General features: G+C 39.7%; 18 protein-coding genes. 1 reads left to right on the top strand and 17 read right to left on the bottom strand.

Translation table 11 applies throughout. The annotated features are described in order from the left end of the window. Window positions 1-8 precede the first annotated feature (8 nt). From addA to H8S40_RS04100, 3 genes are read right to left on the bottom strand one after another with little or no spacing between them, the layout of a single operon-like run. The gene (gene addA / locus H8S40_RS04110; RefSeq protein WP_186864630.1) at window positions 9-3,686 is read right to left on the bottom strand and encodes a helicase-exonuclease AddAB subunit AddA; all 3,678 of its coding nucleotides are present in this window, start codon (window positions 3,684-3,686) and stop codon (window positions 9-11) included. Beyond that, entirely contained in the window at window positions 3,687-7,082 is a 3,396-nt protein-coding gene (locus H8S40_RS04105; protein ID WP_186864629.1) for a PD-(D/E)XK nuclease family protein, read from the bottom strand. A gap of 25 nt (window positions 7,083-7,107) precedes the next feature. After that, complete coding sequence (locus H8S40_RS04100) at window positions 7,108-8,079, bottom strand: hypothetical protein (protein WP_186864628.1); 972 nt, start codon at window positions 8,077-8,079, stop codon at window positions 7,108-7,110. A 1,134-nt stretch (window positions 8,080-9,213) separates the two neighbouring features. On the opposite strand from H8S40_RS04100, the gene H8S40_RS04095 reads away from it, so the two are divergent. After that, window positions 9,214-9,756, top strand: coding sequence for a prolyl-tRNA synthetase associated domain-containing protein (locus H8S40_RS04095; RefSeq protein WP_186864627.1), 543 nt, complete (start codon window positions 9,214-9,216; stop codon window positions 9,754-9,756). Between the two features lie 61 nt (window positions 9,757-9,817). On the opposite strand, the gene H8S40_RS04090 is transcribed toward H8S40_RS04095, so the two are convergent. The 14 genes from H8S40_RS04090 to H8S40_RS04025 all read right to left on the bottom strand — a co-directional run bounded on the left by H8S40_RS04090 (window position 9,818) and on the right by H8S40_RS04025 (window position 24,456). Beyond that, window positions 9,818-10,567 (bottom strand): amino acid ABC transporter ATP-binding protein, encoded by a 750-nt coding sequence (locus tag H8S40_RS04090; protein WP_117991994.1) that lies wholly within the window; start codon window positions 10,565-10,567, stop codon window positions 9,818-9,820. A gap of 5 nt (window positions 10,568-10,572) precedes the next feature. Then, window positions 10,573-11,247 (bottom strand): amino acid ABC transporter permease, encoded by a 675-nt coding sequence (locus tag H8S40_RS04085; protein ID WP_186864626.1) that lies wholly within the window; start codon window positions 11,245-11,247, stop codon window positions 10,573-10,575. Beyond that, the gene (locus tag H8S40_RS04080) at window positions 11,228-11,887 is read right to left on the bottom strand and encodes an amino acid ABC transporter permease (RefSeq protein ID WP_186864625.1); all 660 of its coding nucleotides are present in this window, start codon (window positions 11,885-11,887) and stop codon (window positions 11,228-11,230) included. The genes H8S40_RS04085 and H8S40_RS04080 overlap by 20 nt, the downstream gene beginning before the upstream one ends. A gap of 120 nt (window positions 11,888-12,007) precedes the next feature. Further along, the gene (locus tag H8S40_RS04075) at window positions 12,008-12,883 is read right to left on the bottom strand and encodes a transporter substrate-binding domain-containing protein (protein ID WP_118725100.1); all 876 of its coding nucleotides are present in this window, start codon (window positions 12,881-12,883) and stop codon (window positions 12,008-12,010) included. Window positions 12,884-13,787: 904 nt separating this feature from the next. After that, window positions 13,788-14,978, bottom strand: a complete 1,191-nt coding sequence (locus H8S40_RS04070) for a MalY/PatB family protein (protein WP_366482227.1) — start codon at window positions 14,976-14,978, stop codon at window positions 13,788-13,790. Further along, a complete protein-coding gene (locus H8S40_RS04065; protein ID WP_186864624.1) occupies window positions 14,972-16,135 on the bottom strand; it encodes a trans-sulfuration enzyme family protein in 1,164 nt (387 codons plus the stop codon). The genes H8S40_RS04070 and H8S40_RS04065 overlap by 7 nt, the downstream gene beginning before the upstream one ends. A 182-nt stretch (window positions 16,136-16,317) precedes the next feature. Further along, a complete protein-coding gene (locus tag H8S40_RS04060; RefSeq protein ID WP_118725102.1) occupies window positions 16,318-17,220 on the bottom strand; it encodes a dihydroorotate dehydrogenase in 903 nt (300 codons plus the stop codon). Then, entirely contained in the window at window positions 17,220-18,002 is a 783-nt protein-coding gene (locus tag H8S40_RS04055) for a dihydroorotate dehydrogenase electron transfer subunit (RefSeq protein WP_022074818.1), read from the bottom strand. Before H8S40_RS04055 ends, H8S40_RS04060 begins: the two co-directional genes overlap by 1 nt. Before the next feature lie 11 nt (window positions 18,003-18,013). Then, window positions 18,014-18,940, bottom strand: a complete 927-nt coding sequence (gene pyrF / locus H8S40_RS04050; protein WP_118688979.1) for an orotidine-5'-phosphate decarboxylase — start codon at window positions 18,938-18,940, stop codon at window positions 18,014-18,016. A 148-nt stretch (window positions 18,941-19,088) separates the two neighbouring features. Beyond that, entirely contained in the window at window positions 19,089-20,906 is a 1,818-nt protein-coding gene (locus H8S40_RS04045; RefSeq protein WP_366482224.1) for a DUF6320 domain-containing protein, read from the bottom strand. Further along, complete coding sequence (locus H8S40_RS04040) at window positions 20,903-21,856, bottom strand: alpha/beta hydrolase (protein ID WP_186864623.1); 954 nt, start codon at window positions 21,854-21,856, stop codon at window positions 20,903-20,905. The genes H8S40_RS04045 and H8S40_RS04040 overlap by 4 nt, the downstream gene beginning before the upstream one ends. Before the next feature lie 34 nt (window positions 21,857-21,890). Continuing rightward, entirely contained in the window at window positions 21,891-23,282 is a 1,392-nt protein-coding gene (hydA, locus tag H8S40_RS04035) for a dihydropyrimidinase (protein WP_186864622.1), read from the bottom strand. A 215-nt stretch (window positions 23,283-23,497) separates the two neighbouring features. Further along, a complete protein-coding gene (locus tag H8S40_RS04030; protein WP_022074823.1) occupies window positions 23,498-23,917 on the bottom strand; it encodes a DUF1284 domain-containing protein in 420 nt (139 codons plus the stop codon). Continuing rightward, entirely contained in the window at window positions 23,908-24,456 is a 549-nt protein-coding gene (locus H8S40_RS04025; protein ID WP_117992005.1) for a biotin transporter BioY, read from the bottom strand. The genes H8S40_RS04030 and H8S40_RS04025 overlap by 10 nt, the downstream gene beginning before the upstream one ends.

Raw genomic sequence — 24,456 nt, 5'->3', positions numbered from 1 at the left:
TTAATGAACTAAATAGCAACTGTCTCCCCCAGACAGAACGAATAAATCACTTTCTCCTTCACTTTCTTCCCAAGCAGCTGCTCGAGTGCCTTCGCATAATAATCCAACTGTGCATGATATCTCTCTTTCAATTCTGCACCATTTCGAACCTTGTCGGTTTTATAATCCAGCAGTACAATTTCTCCATCTTCTTCGAAATAAACATCAATGATTCCCTGTACCAATATCATTTCATTCTTCATATCTGATTGACAAACATCCTCTACTTCTTTCTGGCACATATCTTCCATCGCCGTCTGGCAGGCATCCTTTATTTCTTCTCGATAAATCTCTCCTGCATCTACTCCAAGTACAAATGGCTGTTCTGTTTTTAGCAGCTTGCTTTTTGCAGCTTTCTGCATTCTTTTTCCGATATTACTATTCAAGAAGTTCTGTATATCTTTTATTCGGATGCACTTTGTCATCTCTTTTGTAATAATTTTATCTTGTTCCATCTGCCTGATTGCTTCTTTTAGGGATGTAGTATTGTATTCTTGTGTAAAATCAAGCAATTCTAATACTTTGTGATATACACTTCCTCGCGAAGCACCCTTTACCTCTTCCTCTTCTTGTAAAAATTTAGGCAAAAGAGGAACTATCGGTGCTTCTTCTATCATTTCCTCACCATTTTCTCCGCTGCCATCTTCACTTAGATATGTGCGTTTTTTCAGTTCGGATACGGTAAATTTCATTTTCCATTTTTGCATTTGCTGGTATGGATAACGATATGAAAACTGCTCATTCAAATGCTCTTTTAATTCATTGTCATATACATTTTCCAGATTCCAATGCTCTAATATATCCTTTGCTACCTGCTCGGCTTGTTCTTCTCTTTTGTCGAGTACCGCAGCATCCCAGTAATCCCACACTTTAATCGAAATCGGTGCATCTGGCTGTGCAGCCACCGGAAGTACCCAGTCTAAATATTTATGTGCGGATGCTAATTTTGAAAACGTCATACTGCCTTTCGATGCATTTTCAATCGCAGCATTTTCATATTGGAGCACAAGATTTCGAGCATCTTTTAGCTGCCCTGTCATAATCAATTTTTCTTTTGCTCTGGTCAGCGCAACATAAAGTACTCGAAGTTCTTCTCCTAAGGTTTCCAATTTTGTTTGCTGCTGGATCATTTTCTTTAAAAATGTCGGAATTTTTGTACGTCTATCCAAGTCAATCTGATCGATTCCTACACCAAGCTCCGGATGAATAATCATACTTCCGTTTACGTCCTGCATGTTGAAACGTTTGCCCATTCCTACAACAAATACAATTGGAAATTCCAAACCTTTACTTTTATGGATTGTCATGATCCGCACGGTATCTGCCTGTTCATCTATAATATTCGCTTCCCCGTAATCTACATCATATTTTTTCAGCTGCTCGATATATCGCACAAAGTTAAACAAACCTTTATAACTTGTCCCTTCGAATGAACATGCTTTTTCAATTAGCATTTCAAGGTTTGCCTTTCTCTGCGCACCGCCGGGCATTGCCGAGATATAGACACCGTACCCTGTTTCTTCTAATATTTTCCACAACAATTCGTGAATGGATGTGTATGGGATTAATTTGCGGAAATGTTCCAGCTGTCGGTAAAATTCCTGCAGTCTTTCGCTTTGTTCTGCCGCCTCGTAAAATGTGCTGTTTTCTTTTGAGTTTCGGATTTCGGCAAGCTCTTGTGCAGATAATCCGACAAATGGAGAGGTCAATACTGCTGCCAGTGGAACATCCTGTCTCTGGTTATCTAAAAGCTGCAGGTAATCTAGTAAAACGCTTACTTCATATGTTTCAAAATAGCCTTCCCTGCTACCTGCATATGCCGGAATCCCTTCTTCATTCAATATCGTTGAAAATATATCCGACCACCCTTTTGCACTTCTTGATAAGATTACAATATCCCGATATTGGGCCGGTCTATATTCGCCGGTTTCCTTATCCTTCACCCTTGCTTTTCCGACCAGTTCTTTAATCCGCTTTGCAACCATCTGCGCTTCTAATTGTTTTCCTGTTCCGTCAAGAAATTCTGTTCCCTCTTCCAAATCATCGGGGATTTCTGCATCGGATGTGTCTAAAAGCAATAATTCAGCTTCATTTTCCAAGCTGCCATCTTCACGCACCAAGTTCTCGTAATCTGCCCCTAGATAAAGTGCCGCATTCTCGTCGTACTCTACTCCTCCAAGCTCTCTTCTCATAATCCGCTCGAAAATATAATTTGTACTATCAAGCACTTCTGCACGGCTTCGGAAATTCTTATGCAGATCAATACGCTGCTTTTCTCCATCTTCCAGACTGTAATTCTCATATTTTTCCATAAATAATTCCGGACGCGATAAACGGAAACGATATATACTCTGCTTGACATCCCCAACCATAAACACGTTGTATTTGCCTTTGCTTATCGTAGATACGCTTGTTAAAATTGCTTCCTGAATTAGGTTACTGTCCTGATATTCATCAATCATAATTTCTGCAAACTGTTCCTGATATTCCTGTGCGACGATTGACGGAACCAGTTTTCCTTCTTTTTCTTCTGTCAGAATCTGCAAGGCAAACTGCTCCATATCATTGAAATCAATAAGATTTCGTGTTCTTTTTTTCTCCGCAAATGCATCCGCAAACATTTGGACCAACGCGACAAATGCCTGCATCGTATCGTGGGATGCCTCCATGTCTTTGAGCATTTCTTCCGGCTTTTCATAATAATAAGCTGCGATTAGATCTTTCACCTGCTTTTTGACTTCATCACGAAGCTGTTTTACTTTTTCTTTCTTTTCCTCCGAAACGCTTTCATCCTTCTTTCTGGACAACGCTTTCCACTTTATAGATGTCAGCTCTTGATATAACTGTTCATATTCATTTTGCTCTCTATTGAGATTTGACAACATTTCTATATCCATTTCCAGCATTTCTGCATACATATATGGACCATCTGCTTCTTCACAAATTGTCAATGCCTCATCCAGGATACCAAGCATATCTTCTACATAGTATTTTGTCTGTTTTGCCGCAATCTCAAAGATAAAATATGCCCCATCCTGTTCATTTACGGCATAGTTATCAACACATTGCCAAAGCCATTTTTCCGGTTGTGGATAACTCCTTGAATACTCATACAACTGTAAAATAAGTGTCTCTAAGCGTTTATCATTCCGTCCGCTTCCAAGCTTTTCTACCAGTTTTAAAAATGTCTCATCCGCCTCTTCATAGCACGATTCCAGAACTTCTCCTAATACGTCCTGCGAAAGAAGCTTCAACTCGCCTTCTTCTGCAATACGAAATCCCGGATCAAGATTTATCACATGAAAATGTTCTCTTATAACAGATAGGCAAAAGCTGTGGATCGTTGTAATTGAGGCGCTATGGATCAATGTTGCCTGTCTTTGTAAATGTGCATTCTCCGGATTTTCTTCTAATGACTTTTCGATTGCATTTCGTACACGCTCTTTCATTTCAGCGGCCGCCGCCTCTGTAAATGTCACGATCAACAGACGGTCCACATCTATAGGATGCTTCTCGTCTGTCAGCATTTGTATAATACGCTCTACCAAAACTGCCGTTTTTCCAGACCCTGCTGCAGCAGATACAAGAATATTCCGGTTACGCAGATTTATGACTTTCTGCTGTTCTTCTGTCCATTTCACACCCATTTATCTTTCCTCCTGTGCAGCAATATGAATCTTTTCCAACACATCCTCTTTGGAATATTTCTCAAGTCTGCGATATTCATAGCCTTCGATTCTTGTATCAAATCCGCAAATTGCACGATAGGCACAATAATCACATCCGGTCGCACCGCCCATTTCATATGGTTCTGCCTGCACCTCGCCATCTGCTATTTTGCCTTTTAGTTTCGCTTCTAATTTTTTTGTATAATCAAGAAATTCCAAAAATTCATCTGGATACAGAGCTTTCGAGGTTTTACTCAATGCTCCGCTTTTCGTTTTTGAAACCGGAATATAATTTGACGTTCCTTCCAGATTATGCTGCAAATGTTCCACAACGATTTCGTCCGCATTTACGAGACCATCCAGACGAAGCTCTTTTAGAATTTTACCCTCAAGCACTTCATCGTCCTCTTCTTTATCTACGATTGGGTCTTGCATACGATAATAGAAAATTCCGGCAGGAATAATCTCTTTTCCTTTATGTCTCTTCTGCTCCACATCCAGCGCCGCATTTAGATAAACCGGAAGCTGTATCTGCAATCCATGATAAAATGCTGTAATGTCAAATGCTTTCATACCGGTCTTATAGTCCGTAACCTTTACATATACTCCATTTTCATCTTCACATGTATCAATTCTGTCAATCTTTCCGCTTCCAAAATTAAATTCATACAGACTCGGACGGAAATCACTCTCTGCCATTTGCTTTGTCAATGCCCATACAGAACGCTGGATTAACTTCTTAATCCTTGTGATCGTATACTCATTTCTTGCAGTGCTGTACAATACTGTATTTCCGTATTCAAGAATACTTTCTTCCACACTTTCCTGAATAAACCGCTCCTTTACTTCTTCCGACATAGCCGTCCATTCTACCTGTATATCATCTGCTTTTCTTGCAAATCTTTCCATAGACTGGTGTGCTATATTTCCCAGATCCATCGCCTCAAACTGATAGCATTCTCGCTCTGAAAGGCGAAGCCCATATGTCAGAAAATGTGCATATGCACACGAAGAAAACCGCTCCAGTCTGGTCACGCTGACACGCTCTGTGTTTCCATATAAATCCTTTGCAGTCTCTTTTTTTAATTGCTCTTTTTCTTTCTTGTAAAATGCTGCGTCTAATATTCTTTGCAATACAAGTGGGTTCTCTTGATTCTTTTCTTGTTCAAAATACCACGAATACAATTCCTTCCACTCGTTACTCAATCCGTATTGTCGCTTGGCCAGTCCATCTACCAGATATTCAGCTCCCTGCATCCATGTCATTTCTTTTTCTGATAATGATTTTTTCTCTTCCTCAATCACTTCCAGATTCGGATACATCCTCTTCAAATCCTGTATCAAATATGCCGGTCTCAATCCTTTTCCATCGGCAGATGTTTTTGAATAAGAAAGATAGAGCTTCTCCGATGGTTTTGTCAGATTCATATACAAATAAAATTTCTGCGTGTATGTTTTTTCTTTTGCTCCCGGTGATAATGAGAATTTTTGTTCTGCAAACTGTTCTCGGTCTCTGTCCGATAACAAACCGCCCTGTCCAAGATTTCCCGGAAGAAAAACATCATTTGCCCCGACAAAAAACAACACTTTCAAATGATTCAGACGAGTACGCTCCATATCACCGATCACAACCTGATCCAGACTTGGTGGAATAACCCCGACCTTTGCCTCCTCCAAACCAGCATCTAATAACTCATTGTATTCTTTTAATGAAATCTCTTCGTCTCCGAGAAGTTCAACAAACTTATCAAACAGCTCCATTACAATGCGATATACCTGCGAATATTCTTTTGCCAGCGCAAGCTCTCCCTGCTCTTGAAAATAATTTTCCATCTCCTGCACATTTTCCTGCATCTTTTCTTGAAGCAAGAATTCATGTACTGCAATTGTTATTTCCTTAACTGTCTTTTTTCGCTTTTTTAATACCTTTGTAAGTGTTTCTATTTTCTTTACAAACCGTTCTCTCAATTGATTCAACGAATCCAATGCCTGTGCACTTGCCGCCAGCTCTTTTTGTTCTGCTGCATCTTTTCTTTTCATTTCATAAGTAGTCCTCACCCACTTATCTGACCACTTACTATATCCACGCAATCCCAGTGCAATCACATAATTTTCCATGCGATCCACTTCTCCCCTCGTAAATCCTGACATACCTGTCCGCAAAAAACGAAAAACACTTTCGTATGAAAAATTTTCTTCTTCCATTGCCAGCAGACTTCGTAAATATTCTACAAATGCATTTAACAAAATGCTCTTCTTGTGGTCCATAAAAATCGGAATCCGGTACTCTTCACATGCTTTTTCTAAATGATTTGCATATGTTCCCATCTCACTGACAATCACGCCCATTTCCCGATAACGGATTCCTTCTTCTCTCGCAAGCCGATGTATTTGCGCCGCAACAAAATTCGCCTCTTCTTTTGGATTTCGAGTTACATGTAATGATATTGCATTCTGTTCTTCTGTATAATGACCACATTTGTAGCGGAACAACTCATTTTCCAAAAAAGCCATCGCCGGATTATCCCGAAAACGGTAAGGTGTTTTTTCGTATAAATATACCGGTTCATCTACCAAAATACGATTTTCTCCTGCAATCTCAACAAGCGAAGTAACCATTTGCTTGCTAAGTGCAAATAGTTGATATGGGTGTTTATAAACAAATGGATTCTCCCTTTGATCCATTTCTACGGTTATCATAACTTTTTTACATACCTTCAGAAGCTCCCCTAAAAGCCTGTTCTGAACTGGGGTAAATCCGGTATATCCGTCGAGTACGACAACACTATCCTTCAATATTTTCGATTCCGGAACCGCATCACTCAACACATCTAACAATTCTTCTTTTGTAATATATTTGTCTGCAAGATAATTTTCAAAGCCTCCATATACTGTACGAATGTCCCGCAATTTATAAGAAAGATAGCTTTCCTCACCAAGCGAATCAATCATTTCATCCAGTTCATCAAATCCGATGCCATATTGCGTAAACTCAGAAATCACAGATTTCACTTCACTGATATATCCCTGTTTTTTTAAATTACCTCGCAATACCTTCAACTCCGACTCATACTGTCCGGCAATCTTCCGCAGGATTAAATTCTTTCCTTCATCATCTAAAACATGTTTTGTTTCTCTGCCTGTCTCTTCAAATATACGGTGTGATAAACGAATAAAACTTAGCACATCAATATTCATGATTCCTTTGTTCGGATGTGCCATACACAGATCCTTTTGCGTCTGCATCGTAAACTGCTCTGGCACCAATACAATATAATTGGTGTCTGGATGAGCCAAGGATTCTGCGACAACTTCTTTATATAAATGATGCGATTTTCCTGCACCTGAATTTCCAAAAATGAATTGTAATGACATGACACCCTCCTGAGATAAATACTGACTATGCATTCTTTCTTAATTCTTCAAGCACATTTTCAATTGCAGATACACTCTCTTCCAGCTCATCTGCGATTACTTCAACGCTCTTACCTTTGACAAGTTTCTTTTGGACTTGTTGTTTGAGGTGCTCTGTTCTGCCTTCTGCTTTTCCTTTCATTATTCCACGTTCTTCTATTCCTTCACTTAAATTACACATTACTTTCACATCCTCCTCTATTGATTTTTCCATTGGTATATGGTATTCGTTTTTGAGTATATTCAATTTTTCCTCTTCTCTTAGTGTTTCTGACAATAGTGCTCCTAGAAGCCGGTGCAATTCATGTTTCTCTTCTCTGGGAGATACTTCTTTTGTCAACCCTATCATAACGATATTTATCAAGTCTTCTCTTCCTCTCCAGTTTTGATTTCCTATAATCGTATCATTTTGCAAATGAATGTGATTCATACTGTTCTCTGACATGTTCATGCATATCCAAATGGAATAAACTTTCTTAATATCGTTATAATTGCTATTCACAAACTCTCTGTTTTTCTGGGATGAAATTTCTCTGCTAACGTAAAAAATGGTCCGGTTAAGAATGTCATATTCTGTTGGTTCTTTTCTCTGTGCCTCTACATTTATGATAATCTTCGAGCGCCCCGCTTTCAAGCTCACGTAAAAAATAATATCAAACAAAATGTATCCCGCATTTACCTCTTCATTTACCGTATTCATTCCTATGATTTCTTTTCCGTTTTCATCCACTCCAACAACTTTGTTAGTAAGCCCCGGGTCAATAGGGATCTTCCCAATATGTATATCATCTTCAATCAATGGCTTCACTTCTTCCGGTGACATGCCCCGAAATTCTTCTACTGCCTCTATCAAAATTCGTGCCAGTATATCTTTGTATCCAAGCAGCTTTTTGGCACAGGCATCATACTGTGCTTTAAGGTCAGTCGCTAATACAGCATTTTTCAACTCAGTATTCATTTTTCCTCCTTTTGCAGAAGGAACTTCCTCTATCTTCAATCACTCCCAGTCCTCTTCTGCTTTTTTCATAATGTTTGGTATTAAAGCATAGATTTCTGAAATGTTATTAGAATATAGATGGTACGACGTACCTTAGATTTCGTATAGAAACATGCTTTTTCCTACTTTAACATAGAGTAGGAATGAATTGCAAGAGGGGATTTTACGGTTTCATTCAAGTACCTCCCTCCTTTGAGTTGCTATTTAGTTCATTAGGTGGCAATACGTTCCTTACAAAAAATTGATATAAGAATTCTTGCTCAGATTCCATGAGCGGGAGACACATAAGAGCGTAAATTTTTGCTAAAAGCAAATGAATTTGAACTTAAACTTGCTGCTACGCAGCTTCAAACATGTTCGTTCAAATTCATTAACACAAAAATTTACGCTCTAAGTGTCTCCAACGCTCACTCCATATTCGCTCGAATTTCTTATATCAATTTTTTTGTAAGTAATGTATTGGCTCAAGTTGTGAAGTAAATAGAACGCAAAGGATATCTGCGATAGTGGATTCTAGGGGATTGAAGATGCAAAATTTTGATGGGGAGTATCTGCAAGTCATGGAAAGCGCAAGTCGAGGATGCACATTTTTACTGGAGAGTATCCACAAGGCATAGAAAGAGTAGGTTGTAGATGCGTAATTTTACTGGGGAGCATCTTCACGTTATCGAAAATGTGGGATGTAGATGCAAAATTTGCAAAGGGAGTATCTTTAAATCCAAGAAAAGGCAAGATGCAGATGTAATTTAACATGACAGGCAGGCTGAAAAGTATCTGCAAGTTCGAAGAAAAGCAAGTTGCAGATACATTAGTCAAGAAAAGAGCATCTGCAACAGAAAATATTAAGGTCTTGCAGATACATCAGTTGCCACAAAGACATCTATAACACGGAATAAGCGAGATGTGTAGATACATGAGGTGCCAGCGCCTGTCTAGCAAAGCTCTGCTTTTTAATTCATATCCAATATTTTCTCTCAGGGACGCTTATCCAACTTAATGAACTAAATAGCAACTCCACCTTGATTTTCTTCCACCCTCGTTCTAATATATTCCTATGTTACACATTAGTTTAATTCTTAATTTGGAGAAACAGACATGAAATTACAAGACGGAAGACCAACAGATTTAACCGGCAGATTGCCAAAAGAAATACGCGTATATGATTTTTTAGATACCCTCAATATATCTTATCAGAGAGTTGACCATGAAGCAGCTATGACAATGGAAGCTTGTGAAGAAATCGATCAAGTACTCGGAGATAACACCTCGATTTGTAAAAATCTATTCTTATGTAACCGACAGGCAACTGATTTTTATCTACTTCTTATACCGGGAAACAAACCATTTAAAACCAAAGAATTATCTGCACAAATTGGAAGTTCCAGATTATCTTTTGCCAAGCCTGAATTTATGGAACAATATTTAGACATCACTCCCGGCTCCGTCAGTGTTATGGGATTGATGAATGATATAGAGCATAAAGTACAACTTCTGATTGATGAAGATATTTTGAAAAAAGAATATTTTGGATGCCATCCTTGTGTAAATACATCAAGCTTAAAATTCAAAACAACAGATCTTATAGAGCGTATCATTCCGGCACTTGAACATACGCCCCAAATAGTAACCCTTGGTTGAGCCAAACAGGGACGGGGTTTTCCGGCTTTTTTGCTTGCAAAAAAGCCGGAAAACTCCGTTCCTATCTGGCTCTATCAAATGTAAACACATTTAAAAACTGTTTTGCTCTTTCTGTCTTTGGATTCTCGAAGAATACTTCTGGTGCATCTTCTTCCACAATCTTGCCCTGGTCCAGGAATATCACGCGGTCTGCAACAGCTTTTGCAAACTGCATCTCATGTGTTACGATGATCATTGTTCTTCCCTGCTTTGCAAGGTCGAGCATTACATCTAATACTTCTCGAACCATCTCCGGGTCAAGTGCTGCCGTTACCTCATCGAATAACAGAATCTCCGGATGCATACACAGTGCACGAACGATTGCCACACGCTGTTTCTGACCACCGGACAACTGTCTTGGATAACTATTTTCCTTATCTGCCAAACCGACTCTTTCAAGAAGCTGCATTGCCTCTTCTTTTACTTCTTCTTTTTTACGTTTCTGTACCTTTGTCGGTGCCAATGTAATATTATCCATCACTGTCAAATGAGGAAATAATTCATAACTCTGGAATACCATTCCTATCTTCTGACGAAGCGATGCCAGATTCTTGCTGCCATACTCAACCAGGTCTCCTTGAAGACGGATTTCTCCTCCCTGAATTGGCTCCAATGCATTGATACAGCGAAGCAATGTACTCTTTCCGCATCCACTTGGACCAACTACGACTACTACTTCACCTTGTTTTATTTCCAAATCCATACCATCTAATATCGTATGGCCTTCAAATTTCTTTGTAAGATTTTTTACATTCAATAATGTTTCTGCCATGAACATCACCCCCATTTTCTTTCCAGATATCTGGCAAGCGTACTAATTGGCCAGCATGCAATGAAGTAAAGCAAGAATACAACAAGGAATACTCCAAATGCTGCATTCGGACTTGTCATACGGTTTGCCTCGATTATCTGCTGTGCCACTTTCAACATTTCCACAACACCAATCATAAGCACAAGGCTGGTTGTCTTGATCATTCGTGTGATCAGATTGATTGCAAGCGGTACCAGTCGTCTGACGGTCTGCGGAATAATGATATAGCGATATGTCTGGATTTTTGTAAGGCCAAGTGCCTCACTGCTCTCGTATTGATGCTTTGGAATACTGATCAGCGCTCCTCTTACCAAATCTCCCATTTCTGCGGTTCCCCACAGTACAAATACGATAATTGAAGCAACTTCTCCCGACAAACTCCATCCAAAAGCTCTTGTACTTCCAAAATATACGATGAACAAAAGCACCAGTTGTGGCATAATACGGATAATCTCCAGATAAATTCTGAAAATCGCACGTACGATTTTATTTTTCATTGTCATCAGTGCTCCAACAAGAATTCCAAGCGGCATGCTGATTACAATAGAAATGAGACTGATTTGCAGTGCTACCCACATACCTTGCAGCAGACGAATCATGTTGTTTCCTTTTAATAATACATCAAGCCCCAAATCCGGCATGGCGCAGCCTCCTTTCCAACAGACTGCCCAGAATTGACACTGGAAGCAGAATGATCAGGTAGAAGACGACGAGCAAAAACAGACTCTCTGTTGTTTTGTAATACAGACCAATTAAATCTTTGGCTGTAAACATCAAATCCATCAAACTGATGGCACTGAACACACTCGTCTCCTTCAACAAAAATATTACATTTGCCACAAAAGCCGGTACGCTGACCGACATTGCCTGCGGTAGAATCACATATTGCATTGTCTGGCGATTGCTTAATCCCAAACTAACTGCACTTTCTCGCTGGATTGGTTCTATGGTTTCCAGTCCACTGCGAAATGTTTCTGCCATATAACTTCCGCCTAAAAACGCAAGTCCGATTGCTCCACAAATTTCTGCATCGAGCTGCAGACCAATCTTCGGAAATCCATAATATATGAAGAAAAGCTGTACTAACAAGGGGGTATTTCTACTAAGTTCAATATAAACTGCTGCAATCTGCCTTGCTACAGGAATTTTGTGATATTGAATCATTGCACATATCAATCCGATTAAAATTGCTAAGACAATTCCGATTACTCCTATCTTGACTGTCAATTTTGCAGCCTTTTCATATAAAGGAATGTACTTTATAATAAATTCCCAATTCATGAAATCGTGTTCTCCTTTCATTGATATTTGCATTTTTTTATTCTACCATTCTCAAAATTGATGCACAAGAACAGATTTGCACAGTTTTCTGCTATGTTTTTTACTATATTATGTTAGATATTACTCTGTCTTTCCACCTTCTACAACTAAGCTGTCCTCATAGTCTGTACCATAAGTATCTTTCAATGTTGCTTCATAATCTGCATGGAAGAAATTCTCTTCACCTAATGATTCGATTTCTCCGTTGATCCAATCTAATAATGTGTCATTTCCTTTTGTTACAGCAGGTGCGATACTGTCTGCGCTTCCAAGATTTGGAATTCCTACTGTGTAGCCTTTATTCTGAAGTGCAAATGCGATAACCTCTGTATTATCATTTGCCCAAGCTACTGATGTACCATTTTCAAATGCTTCTTTTGCTGTTGCATAAGAATCAAACTTCTGAAGTGGGATGTCCGGATAATTCTCATGTAAATATGTCTCTGCTGTTGTTCCGGAAATTACGATGATTGAGTCGTCTTCATTCCAGTTATCCAGGCTCTCGATTACGTTGTCATCTCTTGATACAACACCGAGTGATACGTTCATGTATGGAAGTGCAAAATCAACTTCTTCTGCACGCTCATCTGTTACTGTAAAGTTTGCCAAAATCACATCAACCTTACCTGTCTGAAGATATTCAATTCGGTTGGCTGCCTCTGTGGATACAAAGTTTACATCAACTCCTAAATCCTCTCCCAGTCTATTTGCAAAATAAATATCATATCCCTGATATTCTCCATTCTCATCTACATAACCAAATGGGTTTTTGTCTGAGAATACTCCGATGTTAATCTCTCCAGATTTTTTGATTTCATCGAGTGTACGATACACTTCCTTCCCTGAAGATGCTTTATCCGATGAATCAGCTGAATCCTTGGAACTACCACAAGCAGTTACTCCAACTGCTAATGTAAATGCTAATGTCAGTGCTAATGTTTTTTTCAAGTTTTTCATGTTTTCTCTCTCCTTTTTTGTTGATGGTACGAATTATATACCCCTCTACCTACTATGTCAATAGGTTTTATGTGTTTTTTTCAAAAAGTTTTACGTTTGCTATTTAGTTCATGACAGCCCTAAGCAAGAAAAAGACTATGCACTCCTGCTCAGCTTCGTCGGGCAAGCCCGACTCCAATTCGCTGAATTGCATAGTCTTTTTCTTGCTTTGTGGTGTACCGTGGTTGAAATAGGTGGAGCGATGAGGGATTTACTTTTCTGGTGTCTGATGTATCTATATCATGGGGTTATTTGCTTGTGCAGATGCCTTTGTGGCAACCGTTGTATCTGCACTGGCTTAATATTCGCTGTTGCAGATGCTCTTTTTTAGGCCGATATATCTGCAAGACCTTAATATTTGCTGTTGTAGATGCTCTTTTCTTGACCAATGTATCTGCAACTTGCTTTTCTTTGAGCTTGCAGATACTTTTCAGCCTGCCTGTCATGTATAAATTGCATCTACATCTTGCCTTTTCTGGAATTTGAGGATACTTCCTTCGCAAATTTTGCATCTTCAATTTCCGAAAATCCACTATCGCAGATATCGTCGCTCAATATCCTTTGTTGCTATTTACTTCACAACTTGAGCCAATACATTACTTACAAAAAATTGATATAAGAAATTCGAGCGAATATGGAGTGAGCGTAGGAGACACTTAGAGCGTAAATTTTTGTGTTAATGAATTTGAACGAACATGTTTGAAGCTGCATAGCAGCAAGTTTGAGTTCAAATTCATTTGTTTTTAGCAAAAATTTACGCTCTTATGTGTCACCCGCTCATGGAATCTGAGCAAGAATTCTTATATCATTTTTTTGTAAGGAACGTATTGCCACCCAGTGAATTAAATAGCAACCAAATAACTCCTTACCCCACCACATTCTTAATCCTCTCCATCGCTTCCTCCAGCACCTTCCTTGGACACGCCACATTAATCCTCTGGAATCCTTCTCCGCAACTTCCGAATATTTTCCCACTATCCAGCCACAGCTTGGCCTGATTGACGATTTTATCATCCAGCTCTTCCACACTAAGTCCTCTTTCTCTGAAATCAAGCCATACAAGATAAGTACCTTCATGCTCCACCATCTTTACACCCGGAAGCTGTTTTTCCACGTACTGCTTTACAAACTCGATGTTTTCTTTTACATAAGTCTTCATTGCCTGATACCATTCTTCGCCATGCTCGTAGGCTGCTTCACACGCCACCAGCCCTAATACATTTAGCTGGCTGATACCTGCTGCATCCATTTGATGTTTAAATTTTCTTTTTAATTCCGAATTTGGAATCAGAATATTTGATATCATCAGACTGGCAATGTTAAATGTCTTGCTCGGCGCAGTGCAAGTTACTGTAATGTCTTCGTATTCTTTCTTAACATTTGCAAATACCTGATGTTTTCCTTTAAACACAAAATCTTCATGGATTTCATCACTTACAACAGTTACATGATGTTTGACGCAAATATCTCCAAGTCTTGTAAGTTCTTCTTTTGTCCAGACTCTTCCCACCGGATTATGCGGATTACATAAGAGGAATAATTTGATCTGGTTCTCTACGATTTTCTGCTCAAAGTCTTCAAGATCAATGTGATAGCGATTATCTTCTCCAAGATACAGGGTGTTACTTACAACATTTCTTCCGTTATCTTTAATCACTTCTGAAAACGGATAATAGACCGGCTGCTGGATTAAAACAGCATCTCCCGGTTCTGTATAAGCTTTTACAGCCATTGCCAGGGCAAATACGACTCCCGGCGTTTTGATGAGCCATTTTCTCTGGATATCCCAATCGTGATGTTTCTGCATCCATTTTTTCAAAATCTCAAAATATGGCGTCTTCACATCGCTATATCCGTAAATTGCATGCTTTGCACGCTCGATCAGTGCATCTTCAATATAAGAAGAAGTCTCGAAATCCATATCCGCTACCCACAGTGGCAACACATCTGCCGGCATATGACGCTCCACTGCGAAATCATATTTCAAACATCTTGTATTTCTTCGGTCTACTATTTTATCAAAATCTAAATTTCTCTCTGCCATGTTTTCTACCATTCCTTTTCTTCCAGTTCTCCAAACACACGCTCCAACTCTTCCAGCAAATCTTTGATATTCTCGATTCCGACAGACAAACGAAGTGTTGCATCGGTAATTCCGTTTTTTATGCGGATTTCCTCCGGTACATCTGCGTGTGTCTGTGTTGTAGGATATGTAATCAAGGTTTCTACTCCTCCGAGGCTTTCTGCATACTGGATCAATCGTACCTTTTCTAATATTGTAAATGCGTCCTCTTTGCTCCTAAGCTGGAATGTCAGCATTGCGCCAAATCCTCTCGCCTGCTTTTTCATAATTTCATGTCCCAGATGCTCCTCTAAGCCCGGGTAAATGACTTTAGTAACCGCCGGCTGCGTCTTTAACCATTTTGCAATTTCAATCGCATTTTCCTGTGCTCGTTCCATACGAAGTCCAAGCGTCTTTACCCCTCTTAAAATCAGCCAACTGTCAAATGGTGCCAGTCCTGCTCCGGTTGTTTTAATCAAAAAACGGAATCTTTCACTGATTTCTTCACTCTTTGTCACAAGAAATCCTGCCAGCGTATCATTATGTCCGCCAAGATATTTTGTCCCACTGTGAATTACGATATCAGCTCCCAACTCCAACGGATTTTGGAAATACGGAGATAGAAATGTATTGTCAACGATTAATAATAGCTTGTATTTTTTTGCAATCTCTGCCATCTTCCGAATATCGGTTACATTCATCATTGGATTGGTCGGAGTTTCAATATAAATTGCTTTTGTATTATCCTGAACATAAGTTTCTACATCTTCTTTGTAACAATCTACTCTTGAAAATGTAATTCCGTTTTTTTCTGATACATTGCGAAACAGCCGGATGCTTCCACCATACAAATCTGAATCGACGATCAGGTGGTCTCCTGGTTTGAACAGCTCCATTGCCATCGTAATTGCTGCCATTCCGGATGAAAATGCAAATGCATCGTTTCCATTTTCCAGTGTTGCAATAATTTTCTCCAGATGTTCCCTAGTCGGATTCTGAAGTCTGCTGTAATCATATCCTGTACTTTGTTCCACACCCGGATGTGCATAGGTTGCTGTCTGGTAAATCGGATAACTAATTGCACCATAATTCTTTATACAGTCTTCTTCCGATTCTAAATGAATACATTTTGTCTCTATCTCTCTTCCCATGTTATGTCCTCCAGATTCTATTTCCATACCATTTCGGTAGGTTTATTGAATTGCATTTAGTATACATATTTTTGTATAAATTTGCAAGTATTCTTTTAAAAAAAGCCAAAAAGGGACGGAGTTTTCCGGCTTTTTTTTGCAAGGAAAAGCCGGAAAACTCCGTCCCCAACTGGTTCTTGGTTCTATTTTACGATTCCTACCATATCTGCTACGGACTCGAATCCATTTTTCTTCATGTACTGCTCGATGCCCTCTACAACATCCATTGTAATTGTCGGATTGTAGAAGTTTGCTGTTCCCACAGACACTGCACTTGCACCTGCGAGGATCATCTCAATTGCATCTTCTGCTGATGCGATACCGCCCATTCCGATGATTGGGATCTGAACTGCCTGAGCAACCTGATATACCATACGCACTGCGATTGGATGTACTGCCGGACCTGATACACCACCTGTTTTATTTGCTACCGCAAATGTTTTTCGATTGATATCAATCTTCATACCTGTCAATGTATTGATCAGTGACACTGCATCCGCCCCACCGGCTTCTGCTGCCTTTGCAATCTCTGTAATATCTGTCACGTTTGGAGTCAGTTTCATAATAACCGGCTGCTTTGCAAGTTTTTTGATCTGTGCTGTCAACTCTTCCACATTACGTGCATCCTGTCCAAAAGCAAGGAAACCTGCGTTAACGTTTGGACATGAGATGTTGATTTCCATCATATCGATTGGCTCATCTGCCAGACGCTCTACAACTGCCAGATATTCTTCCGGTGCATGTCCACAAACGTTGACAATAATCTTTGTATCAAACTGCTTAAGATATGGAATATCTCTTTCACAGAATAATTCGATACCCGGATTTTGCAGACCGATCGCATTCATCATTCCGCTTGGAGTCTCTGCTACTCTCGGAGTTGCATTTCCCGCCCAAGGAACATTTGCCACACCTTTTGTTGTGACAGCTCCCAGCTTATTCAAATCTACAAAATCAGAATACTCTGCTCCTGAACCAAAGGTTCCGGATGCAACTGTAACCGGATTCTTCCATTCTACACCTGCAATATTCACTTTCATATTCATTAGATTTCCACCTCCGTAGATAAGAATACCGGACCATCCTTACAGATTCGTTTGTTATTTACATTGCTGTGATGATCTTTCTCTTTCGATTTACATACACATGCGAGACATGCTCCGATTCCACATGCCATACGCTCTTCCAGTGAAATGTAGCATTCGATATTGTTTTCTTCTGCATATGCTTTGATCGCACGAAGCATCGGTGTCGGTCCACAGGCATAGATCATGTCCGCATCCAGAGCATTCTCACGGATTGCATCCATAACATTCCCTTTTGTTCCCACACTTCCATCCTCTGTGGAAATATAAACTTCTCCGTTTTGCTCAAACTCTTCTTTTAAAAATGTCTGTGCATCACGATATCCTACAACAATCTGTTTTTTCTCGCATTCCATCTGTTTTGCAAGCTCAAGAATCGGTGGAACTCCAATTCCTCCACCCATAAGAAATACTTTCTTGCCTGCTGCCTTCTCATAAGGGAATCCATTTCCCAAAGGTCCGACAACAGGAATTGTATCTCCCGCTTCCAGCTTTGAAAACTGCTCTGTTCCTGTATTCTCTCCTGTCACACGATATACAACACGAAGACGTCCATTTACCGCATCAATCTCACAGATACTGATTGGACGAGGAAGCAACTTGCTTCCATCGTTTGTATACATTGAAATAAACTGTCCCGGCTTTGCTGTTTCAGCTGCTTTTGTCTGGATCCACATGCTGAAGATTCCGTCTGCAAGCTGCTCCTGTGAAACTACCAATGCCTGTTCTTTCTGTTTTGTCATCTTAACTCTCCTTATCTGTTTGCAAGTGCTCCCTGGATATCAGCAACCATTGCTTCTACTGCTGCACGGGATGCATCACCAAAGTTTTCAGCTCCGAATTTTGCATATGCTTCTTGTTTGTAAGCTGCAATAATTCCACGAGAAGAGTTTACAATTGCGCCAAGTCCATCTTCATTAAAGAAATGTACAAGGTCTTTTCCCTGTCCGCCCTGTGCACCATATCCTGGTACAAGAATGTAAGATTTTGGCATTACTTTACGAAGTGCTTTACCCATCTCCGGATATGTTGCTCCGACAACAGCTCCGATATAGCTGTACTCATCACCCATGCAGTCAGCTCCCCACTCTGCTACTTTTTCGCCTACCAGCTCATAGAGCGGACGTCCGTCTACAAGACGATCCTGGAATTCTCCACTAGATGGATTTGAAGTTTTAACAAGGATAAAGAGACCTTTCTTCTCTTCTTTACATACTTCAACGAAAGGTTTTACTCCATCAGATCCAAGATACGGATTGACTGTTACGAAATCTTCATCAAATGGAGTGAATTCTTTGCTTCCAACTTTAACTTTACCGATATGTCCTACTGCATATGCAGCTGAAGTAGAACCGATATCTCCACGTTTGATGTCTCCGATTACAACCAGTCCTTTTGATTTACAGTAATCTACTGTTTTTTTGAATGCCACAAGTCCAGGAATACCAAACTGCTCATACATTGCGATCTGTGGCTTTACAGCTGGAATCAAATCATATGTTTTATCCACGATTTCCTTATTGAACTGCCAGATTGCTTCTGCGGCACCCTCTAAAGTTTCCCCATATTCAGCAAATGCTTTTTTCTGTACATGCTCCGGAATGTAATTCAACATTGGATCCAGTCCTACTACGATTGGTGCATTTGTCTTTTTAATGTTCTCAATAAGTTTATTAATCATGATTTTCCTCCTCAAAAACGTTATATTTCCATAATTATGTTTATCTTACCATAAAGGTATGACTCTGTTCAAGATTCTAAAAAAAATCGTTGCACTTTCTTTGTGAAAAATGTTACTCTTCACTCTCAAAAATGCAACGATTCTATTTTTATACATGCAAATTTTTATGCATCTCTTCTTTAAATTCTTTTCCTTTAAATAAAATCACTCCTACCAGGAACAAGAAACAGATCAGTGCTCCAAACATACTCACTGTCGGATTTTTTACTTTCTTGCATAAAAGCAGGATCATAGGCAGTATCAGCCCATATCCGGCCGCCATAATTTCATATATAAGATATTCTCTCACCGGACTTTTTTGCACTTTTGCAATCACAAACATTGCTGCAAGCGTAGCCACACTCATAATCGGCAGTACAAGATCTACCGACCAGCTATGCCAGCCGGTCAAAACATCCCATATAAAACAAACGATCGTGCCGATAAAAAGCTGCCACATCACATTTTTCAATAAGTTATACCGCTTAAAAAATCCAATTGACGAAGCAATCCACATTGTTGTCACACCGCCTGCTGTAAACAGAGTCCAGCGGACCTGTGGATGAAAATTCCAGTCAGTAACAAGCATCACTGCCACAAGTGCGATACACAGAAAACTATATATTTTATATACTTTCATTTCCTGTTCGCTTAGCACGTGCGGTTTTGGAAATACCGGCTTAACTTCTTCTGATGAAATTCCCTGTTCTTTTAACAGGCGGTAAAAATTTCTCTCAATATTTTCTGTGTCATATCTGGATGTAAATGCAAATGACAATCTATCCTGAAATGAACACAGACACAGTTCTAATTTCGGAGTATTGGTATACACACCAAACCGTTCTATATAAGGTACATAGCTCTCCGGCATCTTGACTACACTCATATTCGAAAAGATTGCCGTCACATTTTTCTCAGAAAATTTTGCTCCTGCATGAATACACAGATTTTTCAACTCCAATGGAGCAAGTCTTAAAATCGGATGAAGCTCCAATGCAAGCAGCTCACTTATATGTGCCGACATTTTTTCTTTTGTCAGCTGCTCTTTAAAAAATTCTTTCGTATATTCCAGTATAGCTTCAAAACTGTTGTCCTGTTTTGCAAAATCGTATCCCGGCTCAATCCAGTTGAAAAAATTCAGCATCGAAGTAGATGGGAAAAATTTCCTCAAATTTACAGGCACCATCAATACTACCGGTCTTTTTTCCTGCATCTTTGACATCTCCTCATGGATTGCCATCAAATACACCGCCGTCAAAAATACGGTCATAGACACCCCAAGCTCCCTGCTTCGCTTCAGCACATCCTGCACCAAAACTACACTTTCATGAACATGGAGGTGATGTCCATCTTTCTTTTTCTTTCTAATTTGAAATGCATGTATTTTCTTTTCTTTTGGACGGCGCTGCTCTTTTGAATAATATTTCAAAAAGCTGTCATCCTCTTGATCCTGCACAGTCATATCTTCCGGAAGCATTGAAATCTGCTCTAATCCTTCCTCTTTATGTGCCAGATACAAATAATTGGTCACCAGCTCTTTTAAAAATTCAGTTGCTCCGGTTCCGTCCGTCAATACATGGAACACTTCAAAATTGATTCTTTTTTTATAGTATGTCACCTCAAAAAGCAGGTTTTTTTTATCTTTTATATAAAGCCTGCTGCAAGGCTCTTTGTATTCTTCTTTTACAATCGGATGCAAATTACAAGGTTCAAGATAATGCCAGAACAAGCCTTTTCTAAGTACCATAAGAAACATTGGAAATGTCTCCATAGTCTGGTCCAGTGCTTTTTGTAAAATCGTTGGTTTGACATCTTCTTTTAGTTCACAGTAAAACCTAAATACTCTTGTATCCTTTTTATTGCTGGCTGCAGAATATAATTTTGCTGCATTATCTAGTTTTCTCCAGCGCGCTTTTTTTTGATTCACAATGTTTCTCCCTTCAAAAATGCATTGATATAGGTGAAACTTTCCTGCACATGTAACTGCTTGATACCCAGTGCAAAATAGCCGTGAAGTGCATCTTTGATACGATGGATCTCCACACGGTTACCAGCCTCTTTCAAACGTTTTCCATATGCCTCACCTTCATCTCGAAGCGGATCGAATTCGGATGTAAGTATCAATGTATCCGGCTGATTACTCACATCTTCTGCCACGTATGGTGCAAAATACGGATTCTTTTTGTCTTCTTCATCTCTTGCATAAAGATCGATGTAATCCTGCATTTTTCCCGCTGTCAAAAGATAGTCTGTCCCATTTTCCTTCACAGACGGAAATGGCGAATTCTCTGTATAATCATTATAAGTAGCCGGATAGATTAAAATCTGTCTGCCCGGCATAAATTCACCGCGGTCCCGTGCCATCAAAGACAGTGCCGCACAAAGATTGCCGCCCGCACTGTCCCCGATCAATGTAATATTTTCCGGTTTTACATTTAACACAAATTCTCCGCGATATAATGCTTTTGCAACCGCATAACAATCCTCTAATCCGGATGGAAACTTATCTTCCGGTGCCAGTCTGTATTCAACCGCAACAACATACTGCCCGGTTGCATCTGCAAGTCTTGCACAGATTCTTTCATAATTATCAATACTCTCTGTCACCCAGCCGCCTCCATGTATGAACAAAAGCAGCTTTTTATCTTTACTGTCATGCCGCTTATCTTCACTCTCCTGAAAGCTCTTTTCATTCGGGAAGAAAATACGGACTGGTACCTCATGACTTCCATTATATATTTTTTCATCTATCTTCTTATAAAATATCTTCATCGGATCTAAGCGTTTTAAATCCGCCATATGACGGAACGCCTCTACTTCCACGCCGTCAAACGATAATGCCTTTAAAATTCTTTTTGCTGCCTGATTGATTGCCATACTGTTCTCCTGCTCATAACTGTTTTTACAGCCCTTAATTTATATCTTCTGCCTTTAATGTGTGACGGTGGATAAACTGTCCTGCACCTTTTTCTCCCACAAAATCATTCTCTTTTACGATCACGCGTCCACGCTGCATAACCATGTCGATCTCACCGTTTATATTCCATCCTTCATATCCTGTGTAATCTGCTGCCCCATGCATTCTGCTCTTTGTAATAACAGACTCTTTCTTCGGATCGATCACTACCAGATCTCCGTCCGCTCCCGGCTGCAATACGCCTTTTTGTGGACATAATCCATAAATCTTGGCCGGATTTGTACAAAGAGTCTCTACCAGTTTCTGGAATGAAATTCTATTTTTCACAACACCTTCTGAATAAAGAAGCATCAAGCGTTCCTCGACTCCCGGTGCACCGTTTGGACATTTTGTAAAATCATCTTTACCCATCTGTTTTTCAATTCCATAATTAAATGGACAATGGTCCGTTGCCACAACCTGGATTGTTCCATCTGCCAGCCCTTCCCAGAGTGCATCACAGTCTGCCTGTGTACGAAGCGGTGGCGACATGATATATTTCAAACCATCTTCTCTTTCATAACATTCTTCTGTCAACAGCAGATACTGTGGGCATGTCTCTACAAAAATGTTCTTCTGTCCGTTTCTTCTTGCTTCACGAACTGCTTCCAGACTTTCTTTACATGATAAATGAACGATGTAAACCGGTGCGTCTCCCGCAAGGCGTGCAAGCTTCAATACTCTCTCTACTGCTTCCGCTTCTACCAGATTCGGACGGCTCTTCGCATGGTAAATCGGTGCTGTTTTCCCTTCCTCTACCAGTTTTTTTCTCATGTATTCTACTAATTCATGGTTCTCACAGTGAAATGCTGTCACTCCGCCAATCTCTTTCATCTTTTTCAATATCTGGAGGACTTCTGCGTCATTCAGTTTAAATCCATAAGTCAAATACGCTTTCACACTTGGAATTCCATCCTCTGCCATTGTCTCAAGCTCTGCGATAATGTCATCATCCACATGCTGTGCAACACCATGGAATCCATAGTCAATGACAGCTTTTCCTTCTGTCAGTTTTTTATACTCATTAAACTGATAATGAAGCGGAACTCCTGCCGGACCAAACCCCATATGATCCACGATCGAAGTTGTACCTCCACATGCCGCAGCAACTGTTCCGTCATAGAAATCATCTACTGCTCTTGCAATCCCGACATCAATGTCCATATGTGTGTGCACATCAATAGCTCCCGGAATTACATATTTTCCTTCTGCATCGATCACTGTGTCTACATCTGTCTTTGGCAAATCTGTTCCAATCCATTTTACTTTTTCATCCTCAATCAAAATATCTGCCTGATAAGTTTCTGAATCAGAAACAATCATGCCGTTTTTAATTAAAATCTTCATGTTCTTTCCCCATTTCTTTTTTGTAATTACGTACATTTTTTTGTATACTCTAACTAATATTGTGCTGTGTTTTACAGGAGATGTCAAGGAAATTTGAATAAAAAAATGATAACTGACCTCCTTATGAAGCCAATTATCATTTTTATATACAGAACAGAAAAATGCTCCTTTACATTCAAGAATGCCTCTGCATTCTTATCTTCAATATTCACTGATTACTCTGCTTTATCTAACCTCTGGAAATAATTGCATAATATCTTTTTGCGACAGGCACTGATCGGATACCAGCTACATCCGTCACAGATATCTTCCAGCATCTCAGGAGTGATCTGTTCCCGAATCTGTTTCACGAGCTCCTGATAAACATATTCTTTCTCTTCTAATTGAAAATATTCTACTACCTTTCGGTCATATCGTTTTACTTTTTCATTTGTCTCACAATTATCGACAGCCTTCATATTTGGACAGGCGCCGCACAATGTATCTGTTGAAAATGTCAGATCAATTAAGGTCGGTTCTTCTCTTCGAAGCATTGCCACAACCTCATTCATATGCTCTACAAATTCCTCACTATATCCTTTTCCGCTATACCCTTGCGTACACAATAAATGGTGTGGTCTTAATTTTATGCCCATTGTAATGCTGCTCCCAATCTTGAACGGATCTGCAATCCTAAAAGTGCTGCAACAACAGCTTTAATAATTGCAGTTGGAATAAATGGAAGTACGCAGGCTGTAATTCCTGTCATAACAGAGCTGTTCATGATAATGCAGAACATTGCTACACCAACCACATAATTCAAAACTGTTCCAAGGATAAGCATCAATACGAACATTCCTTTTTTCTTACGGTGTTCAACACCAAGACCAATGACATAAGCCATAATTGGAAATGAAATAATAAATCCGCCTGTAGGTCCGATCAGGTTCTGAACTCCACCTGAAAATCCTGCAAATACCGGTACACCGATTGCTCCGAGTAAAACGTAAACAAGAATTGACAGACCGCCCTTTTTCGAACCAAGAATAACTCCGGCCAGTGTAATAGCAAATGTCTGCATCGTCATTGGTACACCCATTGGCATTGGAATTGAAATCTGTGCCATCACTACAGTAATCGCTGTCATGATTGCAATACTACAGATATCCTGAACTGAAATTTTTGATTTTTGCAT

This window comes from Ruminococcus hominis (assembly GCF_014287355.1).
Classification (GTDB): Bacteria; Bacillota; Clostridia; order Lachnospirales; family Lachnospiraceae; genus Schaedlerella; species Schaedlerella hominis.
Note: the sequence above shows the minus strand (reverse complement) of the source record. Positions and strands in the feature narration are given on the sequence as shown.

Coding starts and splice junctions, on each gene's coding strand:
- addA (WP_186864630.1), bottom strand. CDS start 3,686: ATGGGTGTGAAATGGACAGAAGAACAGCAGAAAGTCATAAATCTGCGT.
- H8S40_RS04105 (WP_186864629.1), bottom strand. CDS start 7,082: ATGTCATTACAATTCATTTTTGGAAATTCAGGTGCAGGAAAATCGCAT.
- H8S40_RS04100 (WP_186864628.1), bottom strand. CDS start 8,079: ATGAATACTGAGTTGAAAAATGCTGTATTAGCGACTGACCTTAAAGCA.
- H8S40_RS04095 (WP_186864627.1), top strand. CDS start 9,214: ATGAAATTACAAGACGGAAGACCAACAGATTTAACCGGCAGATTGCCA.
- H8S40_RS04090 (WP_117991994.1), bottom strand. CDS start 10,567: ATGGCAGAAACATTATTGAATGTAAAAAATCTTACAAAGAAATTTGAA.
- H8S40_RS04085 (WP_186864626.1), bottom strand. CDS start 11,247: ATGCCGGATTTGGGGCTTGATGTATTATTAAAAGGAAACAACATGATT.
- H8S40_RS04080 (WP_186864625.1), bottom strand. CDS start 11,887: ATGAATTGGGAATTTATTATAAAGTACATTCCTTTATATGAAAAGGCT.
- H8S40_RS04075 (WP_118725100.1), bottom strand. CDS start 12,883: ATGAAAAACTTGAAAAAAACATTAGCACTGACATTAGCATTTACATTA.
- H8S40_RS04070 (WP_366482227.1), bottom strand. CDS start 14,978: ATGGTAGAAAACATGGCAGAGAGAAATTTAGATTTTGATAAAATAGTA.
- H8S40_RS04065 (WP_186864624.1), bottom strand. CDS start 16,135: ATGGGAAGAGAGATAGAGACAAAATGTATTCATTTAGAATCGGAAGAA.
- H8S40_RS04060 (WP_118725102.1), bottom strand. CDS start 17,220: ATGAATATGAAAGTGAATATTGCAGGTGTAGAATGGAAGAATCCGGTT.
- H8S40_RS04055 (WP_022074818.1), bottom strand. CDS start 18,002: ATGACAAAACAGAAAGAACAGGCATTGGTAGTTTCACAGGAGCAGCTT.
- pyrF (WP_118688979.1), bottom strand. CDS start 18,940: ATGATTAATAAACTTATTGAGAACATTAAAAAGACAAATGCACCAATC.
- H8S40_RS04040 (WP_186864623.1), bottom strand. CDS start 21,856: ATGGCAATCAATCAGGCAGCAAAAAGAATTTTAAAGGCATTATCGTTT.
- hydA (WP_186864622.1), bottom strand. CDS start 23,282: ATGAAGATTTTAATTAAAAACGGCATGATTGTTTCTGATTCAGAAACT.
- H8S40_RS04030 (WP_022074823.1), bottom strand. CDS start 23,917: ATGGGCATAAAATTAAGACCACACCATTTATTGTGTACGCAAGGGTAT.
- H8S40_RS04025 (WP_117992005.1), bottom strand. CDS start 24,456: ATGCAAAAATCAAAAATTTCAGTTCAGGATATCTGTAGTATTGCAATC.